20 protein-coding genes are annotated in these 20,555 nt (G+C 66.2%); 10 read left to right on the forward strand and 10 right to left on the reverse strand.

Annotated elements, in window-relative coordinates:
* Window positions 1-9 precede the first annotated feature (9 nt).
* From CI41S_RS29985 to topA, 3 genes are read right to left on the reverse strand one after another with little or no spacing between them, the layout of a single operon-like run.
* Window positions 10-450 (reverse strand): DUF983 domain-containing protein, encoded by a 441-nt coding sequence (locus CI41S_RS29985; protein ID WP_139862808.1) that lies wholly within the window; start codon window positions 448-450, stop codon window positions 10-12.
* Window positions 438-2,768 (reverse strand): ribonuclease R, encoded by a 2,331-nt coding sequence (gene rnr, locus CI41S_RS29990; RefSeq protein WP_139862809.1) that lies wholly within the window; start codon window positions 2,766-2,768, stop codon window positions 438-440. The genes CI41S_RS29985 and rnr overlap by 13 nt, the downstream gene beginning before the upstream one ends.
* Window positions 2,769-5,537 (reverse strand): type I DNA topoisomerase, encoded by a 2,769-nt coding sequence (gene topA / locus CI41S_RS29995; RefSeq protein ID WP_139862810.1) that lies wholly within the window; start codon window positions 5,535-5,537, stop codon window positions 2,769-2,771.
* A gap of 344 nt (window positions 5,538-5,881) precedes the next feature.
* Between topA and CI41S_RS45065 the strand changes: the two genes are divergently transcribed.
* Window positions 5,882-6,004: a hypothetical protein gene (locus CI41S_RS45065; protein WP_283813143.1), complete on the forward strand. Its 123-nt coding sequence runs from the start codon at window positions 5,882-5,884 to the stop codon at window positions 6,002-6,004.
* Between the two features lie 271 nt (window positions 6,005-6,275).
* Here CI41S_RS45065 and CI41S_RS30005 read toward each other — a convergent pair whose 3' ends face one another.
* Window positions 6,276-6,752, reverse strand: a complete 477-nt coding sequence (locus CI41S_RS30005; RefSeq protein WP_139862812.1) for a winged helix-turn-helix transcriptional regulator — start codon at window positions 6,750-6,752, stop codon at window positions 6,276-6,278.
* Window positions 6,753-6,940: 188 nt separating this feature from the next.
* Between CI41S_RS30005 and CI41S_RS30010 the strand changes: the two genes are divergently transcribed.
* A complete protein-coding gene (locus CI41S_RS30010) occupies window positions 6,941-7,714 on the forward strand; it encodes an SDR family NAD(P)-dependent oxidoreductase (protein WP_139862813.1) in 774 nt (257 codons plus the stop codon).
* A gap of 220 nt (window positions 7,715-7,934) precedes the next feature.
* A complete protein-coding gene (locus tag CI41S_RS43770; protein WP_172626968.1) occupies window positions 7,935-8,093 on the forward strand; it encodes a hypothetical protein in 159 nt (52 codons plus the stop codon).
* 59 nt (window positions 8,094-8,152) lie between these two features.
* Here CI41S_RS43770 and CI41S_RS30015 read toward each other — a convergent pair whose 3' ends face one another.
* Window positions 8,153-8,761, reverse strand: coding sequence for an FMN-dependent NADH-azoreductase (locus CI41S_RS30015; RefSeq protein WP_139484217.1), 609 nt, complete (start codon window positions 8,759-8,761; stop codon window positions 8,153-8,155).
* Between the two features lie 100 nt (window positions 8,762-8,861).
* On the opposite strand from CI41S_RS30015, the gene CI41S_RS30020 reads away from it, so the two are divergent.
* Window positions 8,862-9,263 (forward strand): winged helix-turn-helix transcriptional regulator, encoded by a 402-nt coding sequence (locus CI41S_RS30020; protein WP_139862814.1) that lies wholly within the window; start codon window positions 8,862-8,864, stop codon window positions 9,261-9,263.
* Window positions 9,264-9,623: 360 nt separating this feature from the next.
* Here CI41S_RS30020 and dprA read toward each other — a convergent pair whose 3' ends face one another.
* Entirely contained in the window at window positions 9,624-10,739 is a 1,116-nt protein-coding gene (dprA, locus tag CI41S_RS30025) for a DNA-processing protein DprA (RefSeq protein ID WP_139862815.1), read from the reverse strand.
* A 101-nt stretch (window positions 10,740-10,840) separates the two neighbouring features.
* Here dprA and CI41S_RS30030 point away from each other — a divergent pair, with 101 nt between their 5' ends.
* Window positions 10,841-12,082: an amidase gene (locus CI41S_RS30030; RefSeq protein ID WP_139862816.1), complete on the forward strand. Its 1,242-nt coding sequence runs from the start codon at window positions 10,841-10,843 to the stop codon at window positions 12,080-12,082.
* Between the two features lie 7 nt (window positions 12,083-12,089).
* Here the strand turns inward: CI41S_RS30030 and plsY are convergent, their stop codons facing one another.
* The 3 genes from plsY to CI41S_RS30045 all read right to left on the reverse strand — a co-directional run bounded on the left by plsY (window position 12,090) and on the right by CI41S_RS30045 (window position 15,194).
* A complete protein-coding gene (plsY, locus tag CI41S_RS30035) occupies window positions 12,090-12,686 on the reverse strand; it encodes a glycerol-3-phosphate 1-O-acyltransferase PlsY (protein WP_139862817.1) in 597 nt (198 codons plus the stop codon).
* Window positions 12,687-12,933: 247 nt separating this feature from the next.
* Window positions 12,934-14,235: a dihydroorotase gene (locus tag CI41S_RS30040; RefSeq protein WP_139862818.1), complete on the reverse strand. Its 1,302-nt coding sequence runs from the start codon at window positions 14,233-14,235 to the stop codon at window positions 12,934-12,936.
* Window positions 14,236-14,240: 5 nt separating this feature from the next.
* The gene (locus tag CI41S_RS30045) at window positions 14,241-15,194 is read right to left on the reverse strand and encodes an aspartate carbamoyltransferase catalytic subunit (protein ID WP_139484223.1); all 954 of its coding nucleotides are present in this window, start codon (window positions 15,192-15,194) and stop codon (window positions 14,241-14,243) included.
* A gap of 153 nt (window positions 15,195-15,347) precedes the next feature.
* Here CI41S_RS30045 and CI41S_RS30050 point away from each other — a divergent pair, with 153 nt between their 5' ends.
* The 5 genes from CI41S_RS30050 to CI41S_RS30070 all read left to right on the forward strand — a co-directional run bounded on the left by CI41S_RS30050 (window position 15,348) and on the right by CI41S_RS30070 (window position 19,645).
* Window positions 15,348-16,094, forward strand: a complete 747-nt coding sequence (locus CI41S_RS30050) for a M15 family metallopeptidase (protein WP_244626733.1) — start codon at window positions 15,348-15,350, stop codon at window positions 16,092-16,094.
* A gap of 130 nt (window positions 16,095-16,224) precedes the next feature.
* Window positions 16,225-16,638: a hypothetical protein gene (locus CI41S_RS30055; protein WP_139862820.1), complete on the forward strand. Its 414-nt coding sequence runs from the start codon at window positions 16,225-16,227 to the stop codon at window positions 16,636-16,638.
* A 3-nt stretch (window positions 16,639-16,641) separates the two neighbouring features.
* On the forward strand, window positions 16,642-17,094 hold the full coding sequence (locus CI41S_RS30060; protein ID WP_139862821.1) for a hypothetical protein: 453 nt from the start codon (window positions 16,642-16,644) through the stop codon (window positions 17,092-17,094).
* 126 nt (window positions 17,095-17,220) lie between these two features.
* Complete coding sequence (locus CI41S_RS30065; protein WP_139862840.1) at window positions 17,221-18,864, forward strand: acyl-CoA dehydrogenase family protein; 1,644 nt, start codon at window positions 17,221-17,223, stop codon at window positions 18,862-18,864.
* A gap of 10 nt (window positions 18,865-18,874) precedes the next feature.
* Window positions 18,875-19,645: a CPBP family intramembrane glutamic endopeptidase gene (locus CI41S_RS30070; protein WP_139862841.1), complete on the forward strand. Its 771-nt coding sequence runs from the start codon at window positions 18,875-18,877 to the stop codon at window positions 19,643-19,645.
* A 4-nt stretch (window positions 19,646-19,649) separates the two neighbouring features.
* Here CI41S_RS30070 and CI41S_RS30075 read toward each other — a convergent pair whose 3' ends face one another.
* The gene (locus CI41S_RS30075; protein ID WP_139862822.1) at window positions 19,650-20,411 is read right to left on the reverse strand and encodes a hypothetical protein; all 762 of its coding nucleotides are present in this window, start codon (window positions 20,409-20,411) and stop codon (window positions 19,650-19,652) included.
* Between the last annotated feature and the right edge of the window lie 144 nt (window positions 20,412-20,555).

Consider the following 20,555-nt stretch of genomic DNA (forward strand, 5'->3'; position numbering starts at 1 on the left):
CCGGTTTAGCTAGACCGGCGGGATGTCGCTAGGGGGATTCTCGTCAAAGCCATGCATGCGCAGGGCCCATTGCAATCCGATCACGGCTCCTTTCACCGGCTGCAGCAGCGCCAGCGACGCAAACAGCGTGAGCGGCAGATAGATCGCAAGCTGCAGCCAGACCGGCGGTGAATAGTCGGTTTCGATCCACAGCACGGTCGGTACCACGATATGGCCGACGATGACGATGACGAGATAGGCCGGCAGATCGTCGGCGCGGTGCGGCGAGAAATCGAGATCGCAGACCGGGCAATGGCCGTCGCATTTGAGAAACTTGCGGAACAGCCTGCCTTTGCCGCAGCGCGGGCAGCGGCTGCAAAACCCGCGCATCATCGCGGTCCAGACGTCGCGCTTCTCGGGATTGGTCGTGTCGCGGGTCCAGACGACCGTCTCCGGGGTCACCCCTTCCATGACTTGCCTCGCTTCGACTTGCCGGACTTCTTCGGCCTGGCCGGCTTGCGCTCCTTCTTGCTGCGCGCCTTGCGCTCCTTGTGCGCGCCGGCGCGACGCTCCGCTCGTGCGCCGTCGCGTTTTCTGCCGCGCGGAAGTGCCTGTCCCGCCGATAGCAGCTCGAAGCGCAACGCGCCGGCGATCGGCGCGGCCTCGACCAGCCGCACATCGACGACGTCGCCGAGCCGGTACATGGCGCCGCTGCGCGAGCCGATCAGCGCGTGGCGGGTTTCGTCGTAGTTGAAATATTCGCTGCCGATGGTGCGGATCGGGATCAGCCCGTCGGCGCCGGTGTCGTCGAGCTTCACGAACAGGCCCGAGCGCGTCACGCCCGAGATGCGGCCCTGGAACGAGGCGCCGACCTTATCGGCGAGGAAATGCGCGATCAGCCGGTCCGCAGTCTCGCGCTCGGCCTTCATGGCGCGGCGCTCGGTGACCGAAATCTGTGCCGCGATCTCGGCGAGCGTCTCCACCGTTTCGTCGGTCGGCAGCGCACCGTCGCCGAGGCCGAGCGCGCGGATCAGCGCGCGGTGCACGATCAGATCGGCGTAGCGGCGGATCGGCGAGGTGAAGTGGGCGTAGCGGCGCAGGTTCAAGCCGAAATGGCCGTAATTCTCGGCGGAGTATTCAGCCTGCGCCTGCGAGCGCAGCACCACCTCGTTGACTAGCGGCTCGTAATCCTCGCCGGAAACCTGCGCCAGCACGCGGTTGAACTGCGAGGGCCGCAGCGCGCCCTGCTTGGTGAAGGGCAGGTCGAGCGTCTTGAGAAATTCCTGGAGGTTGTAGATCTTCTCCTGGGTCGGCTCGTCATGCACGCGATAGATCAGCGGGAGGTTCTTCTTCTCCAGCATTTCCGCCGCCGCGACGTTGGCGAGGATCATGAACTCCTCGATCAGCCGGTGCGCATCGAGCCGCTGCGGCACGATCACGCGGTCGACGGTGCCGTCAGGCTTCAGCAGGATCTTGCGCTCGGGCAGATCGAGATCGAGCGGGTCGCGCTCATTGCGCGCGAGCTTGACCAGCTCATAGGCCGACCACAGCGGTTTTAGGATCGGATCGAGCAGGGGGCCGGTGGTGTCGTCGGGGCGGCCGTCGATCGCGGCCTGCGCCTGCGCATAATTGAGCTTTGCCGCCGAGCGCATCAGCACGCGATGAAATGTGTGCGAACGCTTGCGGCCGTCGGCGCCGATCACCATGCGCACCGCGAGCGCGCCGCGCGGCTCGCCTGGCACCAGCGAGCAGAGATTGTTGGAGATGCGCTCCGGTAGCATCGGCACCACCCGATCGGGGAAATACACCGAGTTGCCGCGCTGCAGTGCGTCGCGGTCGAGCGCCGAGCCTGATCGTACATAGTAGGCGACGTCGGCGATCGCGACATGGACGATGTAGCCGCCCTTGTTGTTCGGATCAGGATCGACCTCCGCATGCACGGCGTCGTCGTGATCCTTGGCATCCGGCGGATCGATGGTGACGAGCGGCACGTCGCGCCAGTCCTCGCGGCCCTGCAGCGCCGCGGGTTTTGCCTCTTCGGACTCGCGGATCGCGGCAGGCGAAAACACCTGCGGAATGTCGTGGGCGTTGATCGCGATCAGGCTGATCGCCTTTTCGCTCGCGATCGAGCCGAGCCGTTCCTTGACCCGGCCGGAGTTGAGGCCGTAGCCGCGGGTGCGCACGAGATCGACGCTGATCAGGTCGCCGTCCTCGGCGCCGCCGGTGTCGGCCTTGGCGATGTTGAGCTCGCGGCCGGCTTGCTTCTTGTCGACCGGGATCAGCCGCCCGCCGCCGTCGGGATTTTTGCGGAAGATGCCGAGGATGCGGCTCCGCGCATGGTCGATGATCTTGATGACGCGGCCGCGATACGGCGTGCCGTCGCGCTCGTCGGTCACCTCGACCCGCAGCAGGGCGCGGTCGCCGACGCCGGCGGTGGTGCCGGGTTTTGGCCGCCGCGGCGTGTCGATACGGATCTTCGGGGCGGTGCCGTTCTCTTCGGCATCCCACTCGGCGGGGGTGGCGATCAATTCGCCGTCGCTGTCGCGGCCGGTGATGTCGGCGAGCACGGTCGGCGGCAGCGCCGCCGGCTCGTGCATCTTGCGTCCGCGCTTTGCAATCGTGCCGTCATCGGCGAGCTCGCGCAGCATGCGCTTCAGCTCGACGCGGTCGGCGTTCTTCAGGCCGAAGGCACGAGCGATCTCGCGGGTGCCGACCTTGCCTGGATTGGCGCGAATGAAGGCGACGATGGCGTCCCGGGCCGGAAAGCCATGGTCGGGTTTTTGTTTCACTTATCCTCTTGCCTTGCCGGCGCTCTTCTTCGCCGGCGATTTCGATCCCGCCGCCGGCTTTGCGGCCGAGGTCTTGGCGCCTGACGAGACCGGAGCGCGCGCCTTGCTGGCGGCCTCCGATTTTGGTTTCGCTGCGGCCTTCTTCGCCGCGGATTTCTTGGCGGGCTTGGCCTCAGCGTCATCCTTCTCGTCGGACTTCGCTTCGGATTTGGCCTTGGCCGGCTTCGCCGCCTTGGCTTTCTTGCCCTTGGCCTTGCCGCCGCCCTTGGCCGCGCGCTCGTCGATCAGCGCGATCGCTTCCGCCAGCGTGACCTCGTCGGGCGTGCGGTCGCTCGGGATCGTCGCGTTGACGCCGCCCGCGGTGACGTAGGCGCCGTAGCGGCCGTTCTTCAGCGCGACCGCGCCGAGCGAGGGATGATCGCCGAGCGGCTTGCCGGGATCGGCGCCGAAGCGGCGGCCGCTCGGGCCTTTTGCAATTTTCTCGGCAATCAGCGTGACGGCGCGGTTCAGCCCGATATTGAAGACCTCGTCGCCGGCCTCGAGGCTGGCATAGGTCTTCTCATGCTTCACGAACGGCCCGAAGCGGCCGAGGCCCGCGGTGATCGGCTGTCCGGTCTCCGGATGCTTGCCGATTTCGCGCGGCAGCGACAACAGCTTGAGCGCCAGCTCGAGGTCGACATCCGCGGGCGAGGTGCCCTTCGGAATGCCGGCGCGCTTCGGCTTCTCGCCTTCCTCATAATCCTTCTGCTCGCCGAGCTGGATATAGGGGCCGAACCGGCCGGCCTTCACGGTGACATCGAACCCGGTGTCGGGATCGGTGCCGAGCACGCGGTCGGCGCTCTCCGCGCTGTCGGCGGCGAGCGGGCGGGTGTAGCGGCATTCCGGATAGTTCGAGCAGCCGACGAAGGCGCCGAACTTGCCGGCCTTCAGGTTCAGCTTGCCGGTGCCGCAGGTCGGGCACTGCCTGACATCGCCGCCATCGGCGCGCGGCGGGTAGATGTGCGGGCCCAGCATCTCGTCGAGCGCATCGAGCACCTCGGCGACGCGCAGATCCTTGATGTCGTTGACCGCGCCGATGAAGTCGCGCCAAAAGTCCTGCAACACCTGCTGCCAGGCGATCTCGTTGTTGGAGATGCGGTCGAGCTGCTCCTCGAGATCGGCGGTGAAGTCGTATTCGACGTAGCGCTGGAAGAAGTTTTCCAGGAACGCGACCACGACGCGGCCCTTGTCCTCGCCGTGCAGGCGCTTCTTCTCGAGCTTGACGTAGCCGCGGTCCTTCAACACCTGCAGGATCGAGGCGTAGGTCGAGGGCCGGCCGATGCCGAGTTCTTCCATCCGCTTCACCAGCGACGCTTCGGAGAAGCGCGGCGGCGGCTCGGTGAAATGCTGGGTGACGGCAAGGCTCTGGCGCTTCACCGCTTCGCCGGTGTTCATCGCGGGCAGGCGGCGCGAATCCTCGTCCTCCTCGTCGTCGTGACCTTCCTGATAGAGCGCGAGGAAGCCGTCGAACTTGATCACCTGGCCGGAAGCGCGCAGCTCCAGCACACGGGAGCCGGCCTTGCCCTCGATGTCGACCGTGGTGCGTTCGAGCTCCGCGGATTCCATCTGGCTCGCGATGGTGCGCTTCCAGATCAGCTCATAAAGCTTGGCCTGGTCGGGATCGAGCCTGCGGCCGATCGAGGCCGGGCGGCGCGACAGGTCGGTCGGGCGGATCGCCTCGTGGGCCTCCTGCGCGTTCTTGGCCTTGGCCTGGTACTGGCGCGGGGCATCCGGCACATAGGCGTTGCCGTAATCCTCGCCGATCACCTTGCGCGCCTGGGTGATCGCTTCGGGCGCGATCTGCACGCCATCGGTTCGCATATAGGTGATGAGGCCGGTGGTCTCGCCGCCAATGTCGATGCCCTCATAGAGCCGCTGCGCGATGCGCATGGTGTGCGCCGGGGCGAAGCCGAGCTTGCGGCTGGCTTCCTGCTGCAGGGTCGAGGTGGTGAAGGGGGCCTGCGGATTGCGCCGCGCCGGTTTTGCCTCGACGCTCGCGACGCGGAAGGTCGCGGCCTCGATCGCCTTCTTGAAGTCCTCGGCTTCCGCGCCGGAGCCAATGTCGAGGCGGGCGATCTTCTTGCCGTCGGCGCCGACGAGGCGCGCCTCAAAGGTTTCGCCGCGGGTCGTGACCAGCGTCGCGACCAGCGACCAGTATTCCTTCGGCACGAACTTCTCGATCTCGAGCTCGCGGTCGCAGACCAGCCGCAGCGCGACCGACTGCACGCGGCCGGCCGAGCGGGCGCCGGGCAGCTTGCGCCACAGCACCGGGGAGAGCGTGAAGCCGACCAGATAGTCCAGCGCGCGGCGCGCCATATAGGCGTCGACCAGCGCGCCATCGATCTGGCGCGGCGCCTTCATCGCCTCGGACACGGCCTGCTTGGTGATGGCGTTGAACACCACGCGCTCGACCTTCTGGTCCTTCAGCGCGCGCTTCTCCTTCATCACCTCCAGCACGTGCCAGGAGATCGCCTCGCCCTCGCGATCAGGGTCGGTTGCGAGAATCAGGCGGTCAGCACCCTTCAGCGCCTTGGCGATGTCGTTCAGACGGCTGGCGGCCTTGGCGTCAACCTCCCAGATCATCTGGAAATTGGCGTCCGGATCGACCGATCCGTTCTTGGCCGGGAGGTCGCGGACATGGCCGAACGACGCCAGGACCTCGTAGGAGGACCCCAGATATTTGTTGATCGTCTTGGCCTTGGCCGGCGACTCCACAATGACGATATTCATGTCATTCCAATAGCTTACGGGAAAACTTGAAGACGGATTCCGCTAGACTCGCGACCCGCCATGTCGGGGCGAACATGGGTGCTGGGGCCGTCGGTGTCAAATCGCCAGATATTGAGGGGGTGGTTCCAGATGGGGAAATCCTATCCCCAGGGTTGAAAAATGCGTCCTAGAGTTGCGCCCGCAAAAGGCGTACCTCTCTTTATATAGGGCGGGAATCGGAAAGCGGACGTTTGACCAGGACAGGGGGCGGCCGGAAGCACAAGGCGTCCGGCCGGCGGCGATCGGCGGGCGAGGAGACAGGAGAGGGCAGCCCGGATGACGCCCTGGTCCTGATCCGGGCAGCCGTGACCGAACTGGCCAAGCTCGCCCAGCGCCACAATTTCGCGGTGCTCGACCACCTGTTAGCCATGGCCCGGCTGGAAGCCGACGAGCAACTGCGCGCCCGCAGCCGGCGGAAGCTGTCGTGAGGGCAATGGCGCCACATAGTTAGTCCCGTCATCCCCGCGCAAAGGTTTCGCCTTTGCCCATGTCGCGAGAATGCGAAGCTGCGTCACCACCCGCAACTGTCATCGCCCGGCTCGACCGGGCGATCCAGTACGCCGCGGCCTCTCGGCCTAACAATGATTGCCTCTGGAATACTGGATCACCCGCATGCGCGGGTGATGACACCGAGTTAGCTGTTCGACACTTGAATCCGCGTCTATTGGCTCTCGCTGCGCGAGCCCCGGAATGACGGAGCTACGCCGGCACCCGCCGCGCGCGCTTCGCTGCGGCCCGCGGCTTCAGCGTGGTGTCGGCTGCGCTCAGGAGCCGGCCGTCCTGGGAATACAGCGCGAGCTTCTGCACCGGCTTGCCGTTCTCGCGGTCGACCAGAAACGTGTCGATCTCGTTCGGATGCTCGTCGAACTCCTCGCTCCATTGCCGCAGCGCGACCAGGATCGGAAAGATGCCGCGGCCCTTCGGCGACAGCACATATTCCTGATAGGCGCTGCCGTCGGAGGCCGGGATCATCTTCAGTATGCCGCGCTCGACCAGCGTGCGCAGCCGCGTCGCGAGGATGTTCTTGGCGAGCCCGAGGCTGGTCTGGAATTCGCCGAAGCGGCGGCAGCCGAGGCTGGCGTCGCGGATGATCAAAAGCGACCACCAGTCGCCGAACACATCGAGCGCGCGCGCGATCGGGCAGCTGTCGCCGGCAAGACTGGTTCTCTTCACCACGCGGTCTCCCAAGGATTCCTTGTTTGAGCATGATCTCCGCGCAAACGCTTCGCGTTTGTCGCGAGGGAAAACCGCTTCGCACTTTTCCGGATCATGCTGCAATCACGGTCTTGTGTGGTTGCAATATTAAACTGGATACCCTAGTTAGGCAATCAGGTTTAATAATGCAACCAGACTGGAGGCGGACAATGAGACTTGCAAACAAAGTGGCGTTGATCACCGGCGGCAACAGCGGCATCGGGCTTGCGACGGCAAGGCTGTTCGTGGCCGAGGGCGCCAAGGTCGTGATTACCGGGCGCAACAAGGAGCGGCTGGCGGCGGCGGCCAAGGAACTCGGGCCGAACGCGCTGGCGGTGGAGGCCGACGCCACCGACGTCGCGGCGCTGGAAGCGGCCGTGAAGCAGGGCGCGGAGAAATTCGGCAAGTACGACGTGCTGTTCGCCAATGCCGGCATTCCCGGCCAGACGCCGGTCGGCGGCACCACGCTCGCGGCATTCGAGAGCGTGATCCGCACCAATCTCACCGGCGTGTTCTTCACCGTCCAGGCGGTCGCGCCCTATCTCAACGACGGCGCCTCCGTGATCCTCAACGGCTCGGTGATCTCGGTGCTCGGCAATCCTGGCTACTCGGCCTATGCCGCGAGCAAGGCCGGCGTGCGCGCGATGGCGCGGGTGATGGCCTCAGAGCTGTCGCCGCGCAACATCCGCGTCAACGTGGTGGCGCCGGGCGCAGTGCGCACCCCGATCTGGGGCGCCGCAACGGCAACGCCGGAGGCCGAGAAAATATTCGAGGCGCGGATCGGCAAGACCACGCCGCTCGGTCGCATCGGGGAGCCCGATCATATCTCGAAGACGGTGCTGTTCCTGGCGTCCGACGATGCTGCGCATGTGCAGGGGCAGGAGCTGTTCATCGACGGCGGCGCTACCGCTTCGCCCGCCGGCGCGCCGATCTATCGCGGCTAAAGCTCGACTCGTTTTCTGCACGCGAACCAGAGTCCGCTTCGCTGGAAAACGCTGCAAATTGTTTCTCATTGTAAAGAACGGCCGGTGTGAACGGGATCACACCGGCCGATGTCGTTCGTGACGTATCATCGTGTCACGAGACATTGAACCTTTGTCGCAGTCAAAGGACTTCTGAAAAGGGCGAGGAATTTTTCACCACGGAATCATTTGGAGTGCAGTCATGCCGAAAGCAGCACGCATCCCGTCATCGATTACCGTATCCTCCGCATCCGAAAATTCGGATACGTCGCAATTCGTCACCGTCGCATTGTTCTCCGGCATCGGTTTATTGATTTCGCTCCTGGTCGTCATTCTCGGCATTCAGGGCGTCTGGCTCTGAGCTGATTGACCTGAACGCACGCCTGCCGCCGCCTGCGCCGCGGCAGGCGCTTCATCGCATCAGGCTGCGTTCAGGCTGCCGGCGGCCTGTAGCGCGCCTGCGACCGCCTTTTCGCGATGCTCGGGGCCGACCTGGATGCCGTCGGCAGGGATGAATTCAAGGTTCGTGACGCCGATGAAGCCAAACACCCCGCGCAGATAGGTTTCGAGATGCTCGAGCGCGGCCATCGGCGTGCCGGCGCCGTAATAGCCGCCGCGCGAGATCGCGATGATGACGCGCTTGCTGCCGGCCAGTCCCTCGACTCCGGCGGGACCGTATTTGAAGGTCTTGCCCGCCACCAGGATGCGATCGATCCAGACCTTGAGCTGGCTCGGAATCGTGAAATTGTACATCGGCGCGCCGATCACGACGGTGTCGGCGGCCAAGAACTCCTCCAGCACAAGCTGACCGGCGGCGACGTCATCGCGGACCGACGGGTCGGGCGCCGCGCCCTGGCCGGCAGCGAGGTGCAGGCCGGTGAGGTGGCCGAGCGGGGTCTGGGTCAGGTCGCGGTAGGTCACGACCAGGCCGGGATTGGCTTGGCGCAGCCGCTCCACGGCGGCGGCCGAGACCTGGCGGCTGACCGAGTGCGGGCCGAGAACGGAGGAGTCGATGTGCAGAAGTTTCATGGCAGGGGATCCCCTTGGGTATAGGTTTGTAACTGGCGCTATATGAGTGACCACCCTAAATCCCCGCAAGAACGCACATTTTTGAAACCCGAGCACAGCCATGAGACCCGAGCACATCCGTGTGCCTGACCCGCCGCCCCATCCGAGCCCCGATCATTCCGACTGTCGCGCGGTCGCCTCGGTGCTGGCGCGGGTCGGCGACAAATGGAGCGTGTTCGTGATCATGAACCTGATCGACGGTCCGCGCCGCTTCAACGAGTTGAAGCGCATCATCAACGGCATCTCGCAGCGGATGCTGACGCTGACGTTGCGCGGGCTGGAGCGCGACGGCCTCGTGACGCGCACGATCTATCCGACCATCCCGCCGCGGGTCGACTACGAGCTGACCGATCTCGGCCGCGGTCTCGCCGAGCCGGTGAAGGCGCTCGGCCAATGGGCGTTCGCGCATCTGCCCGAGATCGAAGGCGCGCGGAGCAAGTTCGACGCGCGGAATGAGGAGTGAGCTTCGACTCGTCCGCCTCGCGATAGCAGGTCCGTAGCAGATCCGTCACCCTGAGGTGGCCGCTTCTTCAGCGGCCCTCGAAGGGTCGACGGCCCGGCTGGTGGCCGATTCATCCTTCGAGGCTCGCAAGGGCTCGCACCTCCAGCGACAAAGGCGAAGCCTTTGCGCGGGGATGACGGGAAACGGCGGCCTTTGCGGTAATCCGTCACCCTGAGGAGCGCGCACTTGCGCGCGTCTCGAAGGGTTGACGGCCACCGGCCGGGCCGATTCATCCTTCGAGACGCGGCCAAGAGGCCGCTCCTCCAGCGACAAAGGCGAAGCCTTTGCGCGGGGATGACGGGAAATGAATTGCGCAACCCGCTAAATCATCGACACCAGGCCGCCGCCGTGGCGCTCGAGCTTGCCGGCGAGTTCGAGTTCGAGCAGCACGGCGCGGACGACCGCGGGCGATGCATCGGACATCCGGATCAGGTCGTCGAGACTGATCGGGCTCGGGCCCAAGAGGCTGACGATGCGCTCGCGCTCGGGCGCATCGGTGGCGAAATCCAGTGGTTCGTCGTCCTCACGTGCCGACAACATGATCGGCCGCTCCATGATCGGCGCCACCGCGGTGATGATATCGGCGGCCTCGGTCACCAGCGTCGCGCCCTGCTTGATCAAATCGTTGGTGCCGGCGGCGCGCGGGTCGATCGGCGAGCCCGGCACCGCAAACACCTCGCGGCCCTGTTCGGCGGCCATCCGTGCCGTGATCAGCGAACCCGAGCGATGCGCGGCCTCGACGATGACGACGCCGAGCGCGGCGCCCGAGATCAGCCGGTTGCGGCGGGGAAAATCCCGCGCCCGCGGCACATGGCCGAGCGGCATCTCGGAGATCGCAGCGCCTTGCGCGAGCAGCGCGGCCAGCAGATCCTCGTGCTCCGGCGGATAGATCTTGTCGTGGCCGCCGGCCAGCACGGCGACCGTGCCGCTCGCGACCGTGGCGCGATGCGCGGCCTGATCGATGCCGCGGGCGAGGCCGGAGATCACGACAAAGCCGGCGTCGCCGAGGTCGCGCGCAAGGGTGCCAGCAAATTTCAGCCCGGCGCCGGAAGCGTTGCGCGAGCCGACGATCGCGATCATCGGCCGCGTCAGGGCGTCAAGCGCGCCGCGCACGCCGAGCAGCGGCGGGGCATCGTCGATGGTGGCAAGCCGCGGTGGGTAATGGGCCTCATCCGGCGCGACCAGGCTGACACCGGCTTTCCGGCACGCCGCGAGCTCCGCGGATGCGTCCTCCGCGCTGCAGATCCGGCCCGGCCCGGATGCGCCACCGCGGCGCGCCAGCTCGGGCAGCCGCTCCAGCGCGCTCGCCGCATTGCCGAAATGGCGGAGCAGCGATGCAAAGGTGCGCGGACCGACATTGTCGGAGCGGATCAGCCGCAGGCGGTTGAGCCGTTCCGTGTCGGTGAGTTTTGCCGTGCTGGGCGTCCGGTCGTGCATGCGCGCGCAGCTTCGCCCAACCGCAGATTGCAATCAACCGTGACATTGGCTTGCCCCTGCGCAACGCGCTACAAGCGGCCGACAGGAACAGGAATGCCGCCATGATCTCACTGACCGAGCTTCGAGAGCGCATCGAACAGGGGGCGGTTTCGCCCGACGCAGCCATCGCGCAGTCGCTCGCGGCGATCCGCGCGCAGGACAAGGCGATCGGCGCCTTCGTCCATCACGACGAGGGCGCCCGCGCGCAAACTGCGGGGCCGCTGCGCGGTATCGCGGTCGGCATCAAGGACAACATCGACACCGCCGATTTCCCGACCGAGATGGGCTCGCAGATCTACCGCGGCCATCGGCCGCGCGGCGATGCGCCGGTGGTGATGGCGCTGAAGCGGGCGGGGGCGACCATCGTCGGCAAGACCACGACCACCGCGTTCGCGGCCAACGATCCGACCGCGACGCTCAATCCGCACAATCAGGCGCACACGCCGGGCGGATCGTCGTCGGGCTCGGCGGCGGCGGTCGGCGGTGGCATGATCCCGCTGGCGCTGGGCACGCAGACCGGCGGCTCGGTGATCCGGCCGGCCTCGTTCTGCGGCACGGCTGCAATCAAGCCGAGCTACCGGCTGCTGCCGACCGTCGGCGTGAAATGCTTTTCCTGGTCGCTGGATACGGTCGGGCTGTTCGCGGCGAGCGTGCGCGACGTCGCCGCCGGGCTCGCGGCGATGACCAACCGGCCGGAACTGCTGGTGCCGTCGTCGGTCGCGGCGCCGCGCATCGGCGTGGTGACACAGGCGTTTGCCGGCGCGCCGGAGGCGGCGGGTGCCGAGGCGCTGCAAAGGGCGGCGCGCGCGGCTGCGCAAGCCGGCGCAACGGTGCGCGAGTTGGCGATGCCCGAGATCGTCGCCGAGGCCTGGCGCATCCATCCCGTGATCCAGGACTTTGAGGCGCATCAGTCGTTCGCCTGGGAGTACGGGCAGAATTACGACGCGATGCCGCCGCTGCTGCGCGGGCGGCTCGACGAGACCAAGGGCGCCACGCCGAAAGACTATGACGCGGCGGTCGACGTCGCGGCGCGGGCACGGGCGGCGCTGGCTGCGGTGTTCGACGAGGTCGACGCGCTGGTCACGCTGTCGGCGCCGGGTGCCGCGCCGAAAGGTTTATCGTCGACCGGCGATCCCCGCTACAACCGGCTGTGGACGCTGATGGGCGTGCCCTGCGTCAACGTGCCGACGCTGGTCGCGGACGGCGGGCTGCCGGTCGGCGTGACGGTGGTCGCACCGTTCGGCGCCGATGCGCGGGCGCTGGCGGCGGCGGCGTTCGTGGAGGCGGCGCTGAAGCGCGTCTAGTACGCCGTCACTTCTTCTCGCCGATCTTGCCTTCGGTGCCGGCCTGCAGGCGCTTGATGTTCTCGCGGTGCATGTAGAACAGCAGGATCGTCAGCACGGCGAACAGTGAGGCCAGCGCGTTATGGCCGAACCACCACAGGAACAGCGGCGTCACGAACGCCGCGATCAGCGCCGACAGCGAGGAGTAGCGGGTGGTGTAGGCGGTGCCGAGCCAGATCACCGCGAAGATCAGCGCCGCCGGCCAGAACAGGCCGAGCAGCACGCCGATATAGGTCGCAACCCCCTTGCCGCCGCGAAACTTCAGCCAGACCGGGAACAGGTGGCCGAGGAAGGCGCCGAGCGCGGCCACCATCGCCGCGTTGGGCCCGTCGATCGATCCGGCGATGACGACGGCAATCGTGCCCTTGAGCATATCGCCGAGCAGCGTCGCCGCGGCGAGGCCCTTGCGTCCGGTGCGCAGCACGTTGGTGGCGCCGATATTACCGGAGCCGATCGAGCGCAGATCCTGCGTGCCGGCGAGCCTGGTCAGGACCATGCCGAACGGGATCGAGCCGAAGAGGTAGCCGATCAGGAAGGCGACGGGCAGCAACGCGTCAGCAGACATCGCGGTAGGTCCCTTGGCAGCACGCCGCGGCCGCAGCGGACGGGCCGATCAACCGAATATTAACCATAAATCCCCATCATGGCCTACATATCGAGGGAGCTTACCATGGCTTCTGCACGCAAGCGGCTGGAGCAGATTCTGTTTGGTCTTTACATCGTGGCCGGCGCCGTCGGCATGATGATGGAAGCGATTGCGCAGGTGGTGGGGCGCTAAAGCGCCGCGCCACGCTTTAAAGTTCCATTGCACCTCAGACGTGCTCGTACACGGTGCGTCCGCCGACAATCGTCCGCACCACGCGCCCGGAGAACCGGGCATCGTCGAACGGCGTGTTCTTGCACAGCGATTTCAGCTCGTCGCGGTCCAGCACCCAGGGGGTGTCGGCATCGATCACGATCACGTCGGCCGGGGCGCCGGCGCGCAGCGTGCCGCCGGGCAGGCCGAGCAGCTCCGCCGGCCGCGTCGACATCGCGCGGATCAGCGTCTTGAACTCCATCTCGCCATTGTGGATCAGCCGCAGCGCCGCCGGCAGCATGGTCTGCAGCCCGACCGCGCCGCTGGCGGCTTCCGCGAACGGCAGCCGCTTGACCTCGACGTCCTGCGGATTGTGGTCGCTCATCACGACGTCGACCAGCCCGGAGGCCAGTGCTGCCACCAGCGCCTTGCGGTCGTCCTCGGTGCGCAGCGGCGGCGCCAGCTTCAGGAAGGTGCGGTAGGGGCCGATGTCGTTCTCGTTCAGCGTGACATGGTTGATCGACACCGAGGCCGAGACGTCGAGGCCGCTGTCGCGGGCGCGCTTGAGGATTTCCAGCGACTCCATCGAGCTCAGCGACGCCGCGTGGTAACGGCCCCCGGTCAGCGCCGCGAGCCGCATGTCGCGCTCGAGCATGATCGATTCGGCGGCGGTTGGAATTCCCATCAGCCCGAGCCTTGTGCCGAACTCGCCCTCGTTCATCACGCCTTCGCCGACCAGATGCGGGTCCTCGGTGTGATGCACGATCAGCGCGTCGAAATCGCGGGCGTAGGTCAGGGCGCGCCGCATCACCTGCGCATTGGTGACGCTCTTGTCGCCGTCGGTGAAGGCGACGGCGCCTGCGGCCTTCAAGAGGCCGATCTCGGTCATCTCCTGGCCTTGCAGGCCTTTGGTCAGCGCCGCCATCGGATGGATGTTGACGATCGCGGTGTCGCGGGCGCGGCGCAGCACGAAGTCGACCGTCGCCGAGTTGTCGATGACCGGCGAGGTGTCGGGCTGGCAGATGATGGTGGTGATGCCGCCGGCGGCCGCGGCCTGGCTCGCCGAGGCAAAGGTCTCGCGGTGGCTGGCGCCTGGCTCGCCGACGAAGGCGCGCATGTCGATCAGGCCGGGCGCCACGATCTTGCCGGCGCAGTTGACGATGTCGGTGCCTTCGGGAACGCCGGCGGCGCCGATGCCGCGCCTGGCGTCGCGGATCACGCCGTCGGCGATGAGAACATCACCAGGGCCGTCGAAATCCCGCGCCGGATCGATGACGCGGGCGTTGGCGAGCAGGATGGGGCGGCGATCGGTCAGCATCGGTCTCACGCGTTCGGCAGGTTGCGGGCGAGTGCTTCGAGCACCGCCATGCGCACCGCCACTCCCATTTCCACTTGTTCACGGATCAGCGACTGCGCGCCGTCGGCCACGAAGGTGTCGATCTCGACGCCGCGGTTCATCGGGCCCGGATGCATCACCAGTGCGTCGGGTTTTGCATAAGCGAGCTTCTTCTGGTCGAGGCCGAAATAATGAAAGTATTCGCCCGAGGACGGCACGAAGGAACCGTTCATGCGCTCGCGCTGCAGGCGCAGCATCATGACGATGTCGGCGCCGTTCAGCCCCTCGCGCATGTCGCGCGCGACCTCGACGCCCATCCGCTCGATGCCGGGTGGCAAGAGGGTGGAGGGCCCGACCACGCGGACGCGGGCGCCCATCGTGTTGAGCAAGAGGATGTTGGAGCGCGCGACGCGCGAATGCAGCACGTCGCCGCAGATCGCGATCACCAGCCCCTCGATCCGGCCCTTGTTGCGGCGGATGGTCAGGGCGTCGAGCAGGGCCTGGGTCGGGTGCTCGTGGCTGCCGTCGCCGGCATTGATCACGGAACCGTCAACCTTGCGCGCCAAGAGCTCGACCGCGCCGGAGGCGTGGTGGCGCACCACCAGGATGTCCGGATGCATCGCGTTCAGGGTCACCGCAGTGTCCATCAACGTCTCACCCTTGCGGGTCGACATCGAGGACACCGACATGTTCATGACGTCGGCGCCCAGCCGTTTTCCGGCGATCTCGAACGAGGACTGGGTCCGCGTCGAGGCCTCGAAGAACAGATTGACCTGGGTGCGGCCGCGCAGGGAGGCGCGTTTCTTGTCGACCTGGCGGTTGAGCTCGACATATTCCTCGGAGAGGTCGAGCAGGCCCGTGATGTCGTCGGCGGAAAGGCCCTCGATGCCCAGCAAATGCCGGTGGCCAAGGACAAAAGTCGATTTTAATGATGGGGTCATTAAAGCCAGAGCTATAGGCGCGGATCGCCGGTGGGGCAAGTGCGAAGAGGGGGTGGCGGAGTTTTCCCCCGGTCAGTGTCTGGCGCCGTCATGGCCGGGCTTCTCCCGGCGGCTTTTCCAGTAAGGTTCGCGGGACAACACAGGGCAGGTGTCGTGAAAACGGTTGCAGGTGCATTTCTGCTGGCAGTCCTGATTGCGCCCGTGCAGGCGCAGACCTTGCCCGGCGGCTTCGTGTTCCTCCGCGACATCGACCCCACCATCATCCAGGACATCCGCTACGCCAGTTCGAACAATTTCACGGGCCGGCCGCTCGCGGGCTATGGCGGTGCGGAATGCGTGGTGAAGCGGGAGGTCGGGCTGCGGCTGAAGGCCGTGCAGCAGGAACTCGCGCAGAAGAATCTGTCGCTGAAGATGTACGATTGCTACCGGCCGGCGCGGGCGGTAGCCGACATGGTGGCGTGGTCGCGGAACGGCAAGGAAACCGCGGCCGAGCGGCGCTACAACCCGGCGTTCGCCAAGGCGGATTTGTTCCGCCTCGGCTACATCGCCACCCATTCGCTGCATTCGACCGGGGCCGCGGTCGACCTGACGCTGGTCGACCTCACCGCCGACAATTCCGGCAAGTTCGATCCAGCGAAGGACTATGCCGACTGCACCGCGCCGGCGGCCGCGCGCGCCCCGGAGGGCAGCGTCGACATGGGCACCGGCTACGACTGCTCCGACGTGAAGGGCCATACCGCCACCGATAGGATCACGCCGGCGCAGCGGCGCTGGCGCACCATGCTGGTCGCGGCGATGGCCCGGCAGGGTTTTGTCAATTACGCCAAGGAATGGTGGCATTTTTCGCTGCCAGGGGCGGGCGGGCCGGCCTACGATTTTCCGATCACCCGAGCGCGCTAGCCCGCGAATTCCCTCAAATGCAAAGCATCTTCGCAATGTTGCGGTTGCCATCGCCGATATAGCCGCCCGCGCGTTCAACACTCCTTAATTGCCGCCCGCAATATCTGCGAGCATTGCGGGAGTACCTATGATGCGTTTGGCAGCCGTTGCAATCGTCGTCGTCGGCATCGTCGGGATCGTGGCCTACGACCATTACGACAAGAAAACCAATTTCCTGCGCGTCGATGCCCGCATCGCCGCGATCAACGAGCAGTGCTATCTGGAAAAGGTCGAGCGCGGCGTCATGACCAAGACCACGTCGACATCAGACATGGTGCGCTGCGAGGTCGCCGAGATGCTGAAGCGCGAGCATCCGAAGTGGCAGGGTTACGACGTGAAGCACAAGATCGAGGTGCGCGTCGTCTACGTCTCGCCGGTCGATAACGCCACGCACACGTCCAGCCTGCAGATGTCGGCGTTTCCCAACGGCAAGGCGCTGCGCCCGGGCGAGGTCTTTCCGGTGCTTGCGTCCAAATCCAAGCCGGACAAGACGCGGATGATTTGAGCCATGCGCCTCGGCTTCTACGGCATCATCTGCATCGCGCTGGCGGGCTATTACGTCTACAGCGAGTTCGACAAGCGGGTGAATTTCCAGCCGGTCCATGCGCGCGTCCGCAGCGTCCAGGAACAGTGCTACATGGACAAGACCGAGGGGCAGCGCAGCTCGAGCTCGGATCTGATGCCGTGCGAGCTTGCCGTGCTGCTGACCCGTTCGCATCCGAAGTGGCAGGGCTACGACATCAAGCACAAGATCGAGATCGGCTTTGCCTACATCTCCCCGGCGGACGGCGCCGTGCATGAATCGAAGCTGCAGCTGGCGGCCTATCCCGACGACCGGCCGCTGCATGCCGGCGACCTTTTTCCGCTGCAGGCCTCGCGGAGCGCGGCGAGCAAGACCCGCACCAACGACTGGCTGGACATCAAGCTGGGCAGCCATGCGCCCAGGCAGGGAAGTATCTAGCTGTCAGCGCATTTTTCGCTGCCCGGGCCCGGCGGGCAGGCTTATGATCCCCCAAATCCATTGCGCTGCTGCCGGAGTGAAAACCCGGTCATCAGCGATATGATGGCGCAGTTCCCTGAGGAGACCATGACGCAGGCCCGGTTTGCCACCCACGAGGTCCTGAACCAGTCGCCGCCGTTCGAGGACGTCGATCTGTTCACCGCGGATGCACCGCTGGTTGCGGCGGTCGCGGCCAATGGCGGCGCGGGAGCCGCAGCCGAACTGTCCGAGTTCGGCAAGCACTGGGGGTCCGCCGCGATGGCGGAGCGCGGCCGGATCGCCAACGAGAACACGCCAAAGCTGCGGCTGTTCGATGCCCGCGGCAATCGCCGCGACGAGGTCGAGTTTCATCCGGCCTATCACGAGCTGATGGCGCATTCCGCGCATGCCGGCGTGCACAACTCGACCTGGACCGCCGACGGCAAGCCGGCCGGCGGCGCCGCCGAGGTGGTGCGCGCGGCAAAGTTCTACATCGCCGCCCAGGTCGAGACCGGCCATCTCTGCCCGATCACGATGACGCGCGCCTCGGTCGCAGCACTGGCCTCGCAGCCGGAGATTCTGGCGAAGACGATGCCGGTGATCGCCACGCGATCCTACGACCCGAGCTTTGCACCGTGGTGGACCAAGCGCGGCATGACGCTCGGCATGGGCATGACCGAGAAGCAGGGCGGCACCGACGTGCGCACCAACATGACGCGGGCTGAACGCGACGGCGATGCCTACCGGATCACCGGGCACAAATGGTTCATGTCGGCGCCGATGTGCGACGCCTTCCTGGTACTGGCGCAGACCGACGGCGGCTTGAGCTGCTTCTTTATGCCGCGCTTTGCGCCCGATGGCTCGGTCAACGCGATCCACTTCCAGTGCCTGAAGGACAAGCTCGGCAACCGCTCCAACGCCTCGTCGGAGGTGGAATTCCACGGCGCTCATGCCGAGTTGATCGGCGAGGAGGGCAAGGGCATCCGCACCATCATCCAGATGGTGCAGCTGACGCGGCAGGATTGCGCGATCGCCTCCGCCGGGCTGATGCGCTCGGGGCTGGCCCATGCGCTGCATCACGCCCGCCATCGCAGCGTGTTCCAAAAACATCTCGCCGACCAGCCGCTGATGCAGGGCGTGCTCGCCGACATGGCGCTGCATGTCGAGGCGTCGATTGCGCTGGTGATGCGGCTGTGCGGCGCCTTCGATCGCGCGCCGACCGAGGCGGGCGAAGCGGCCTATATGCGGCTGCTGACGCCCGCGATCAAATACTGGATCTGCAAGAGCGCGCCGCCCTTCCTCTACGAGGCGATGGAGTGCCTCGGCGGCAACGGCTATGTCGAGGAGGGCATTCTGGCGCGGCATTACCGGGAATCGCCGGTCAACGCGATCTGGGAAGGTTCCGGCAATGTGATGTGCCTCGACGTGCTGCGCGCGCTCGGCCGCGAGGCTGACGCAGCGCTGGCGGTGTTGCGCACCCTCGCCGAGGAGACCAAGGGCCTGCCGGGCGCCGCGGAGACGGTCGCGCTGATCGGAAAGTCGTTCCGCCGTCCCGACAGCGAGCGGGTGGCGCGGCTTGCGGTGGAAAAACTGGCGCTGCTGGCGGCAGCCGCCGCGCTCAACCGGGTCTCGCCCGGCAGCGCCGAGCTGTTCGCGGCGACCCGGCTTGCCGCCGGCCATGCCGGCATGTACGGCGCGGTGGAAATATCGGACAATGACCAGCGCGTCCTGCTCGAGCGGGCGCTGCCATGAAGGCCTGTTGATGGACGCACTCAATCCAACCATGCCGCCGGCGGCCGTCGAGCCGCCGCCGCTCCCGCCGCGAGTCTGGAAGTTCTGGGGCACCGCGCTCTGGGGCCTGTTCATTTTCGGCGCGATGTTCGTCGGCCAGGTCGCCGTCATCGTCTACTGCGTGCTGCTGCAGGGCGGGCCGCTGTCGGTCGAGGGCATCACCCACGTGGTCGCCGACGGCCTGACCATCTCGCTGTCGGTGCTGGCCGGCCTGCCGATGGTGTTGCTGGCGCTGTGGGTCGCGATCCGCACGACCCGAATCCCGTTCGCCGATTATCTCGGGCTGCGCTGGACGTCCTCGAAGAACATCATCATCGGCATCGTTGCGATGGCGGTGCTGATCGGCGGCTGGGACATGGTGTCGCGCGCCGCTGGCCGCGAGGTATTGCCCGGCTTCATGGGGGACGTCTTGAAGTCGGCGCAGGCCGACGGCGCCCTGTGGCTGCTCGTCATCGCGTTCGCCGGCGCCGCGCCGGTGTGGGAAGAGCTATTCGCACGCGGCTGGCTGTATCGCGGCTGGTCGGAATCCCGGCTCGGCCCTTACGGCGCGATCCTGCTGTCGGCGCTGGTCTGGACGCTGATGCACCTGCAATACGACTGGTTCTTCCTCTGCGAGGTGCTGTCGATCGGCTTGCTGTTCGGCTATCTGCGCTATCGCACCGGCTCGACCTGGCTGACCATCGTGCTGCACGGCCTCAACAATCTCGCGGCAACGATCCAGACCTGGTGGCTGACGGGGTGATGGTTCAAGATGGCAGAGGGGGACTGCCGGTTTGGTGGGTGCGCATCTCGTCCGCCCACTCCGTCAAACATTGCTCAGCATAGCGCAGGCCTTTGGTGGTCCGCTCGAGGCAGTCCCGACCAACATCGCTGTCAGGACCACGGGAAATGGCCTCGGCGATGTATAGTCCAGCCATGGACACTCCCCTCGTTACCTCCTTCAGGGCCAGGATGCCGTCGCGCTGCCGAGCTTGGGCTTCTGCGGTTGTGGGCCGCGCTTCCTCTGCAAGGGTCAGTTGGGACAACGCTCGCAGGCCCAGCCAGCTGAAAATGCCGCATAGCTGTCTCACTTGTTCAGGCGCAGTGCGCGGGTCGAAGCCCTTGACCGTGCCCGTGAGCTTGGCTTTTCGGGCGACAAGCTCGGCAAGTGCTGCCGTCACGGCGCGCGCGCCCGCCTCGGTGAAAGCATAGGGGCTTGCGACGTGCGCCATGGGCAGATCGTCGAGCGCGATCCGTTGTGCCCAGCCTGCACGTTCCATTTGCGACCACAACGCATCGTTGGCGCTGCCCACCGTCGTGATCATCACGCTTCCGGGACGCGCCGCCGCGCTTTCATTGACGGACAGATCGCCGGAAGAAAGGGTCGCGAGCCAGAGGCAAAGCTGACGGGCGTCGAAGTCAGACGAATTGGAACCGGGGTTCACACGTGCAGCCCGCCGCTTGCTTGAAAAGGCACGTATGATGTTGGCGAAATAGGTTTGAAGCGATGATTTGGAATTGCTGTTCACGCGCGCAGCCGCCGGTTGCATGGAGAGGCACATATAGCTTTAGCGAGACAGGCTTGAAGCGACCGTAAAGGCCAAAGGTCGACTTGTGTGTATTTACCGAGAACGTCGGCTCGTGGCCCAAGGTCGACATGCTTCCACGCTCGC

The sequence above is a fragment of the Bradyrhizobium ivorense genome (genome assembly GCF_900696085.1).
In the GTDB taxonomy this organism is placed as follows: domain Bacteria; phylum Pseudomonadota; class Alphaproteobacteria; order Rhizobiales; family Xanthobacteraceae; genus Bradyrhizobium; species Bradyrhizobium ivorense.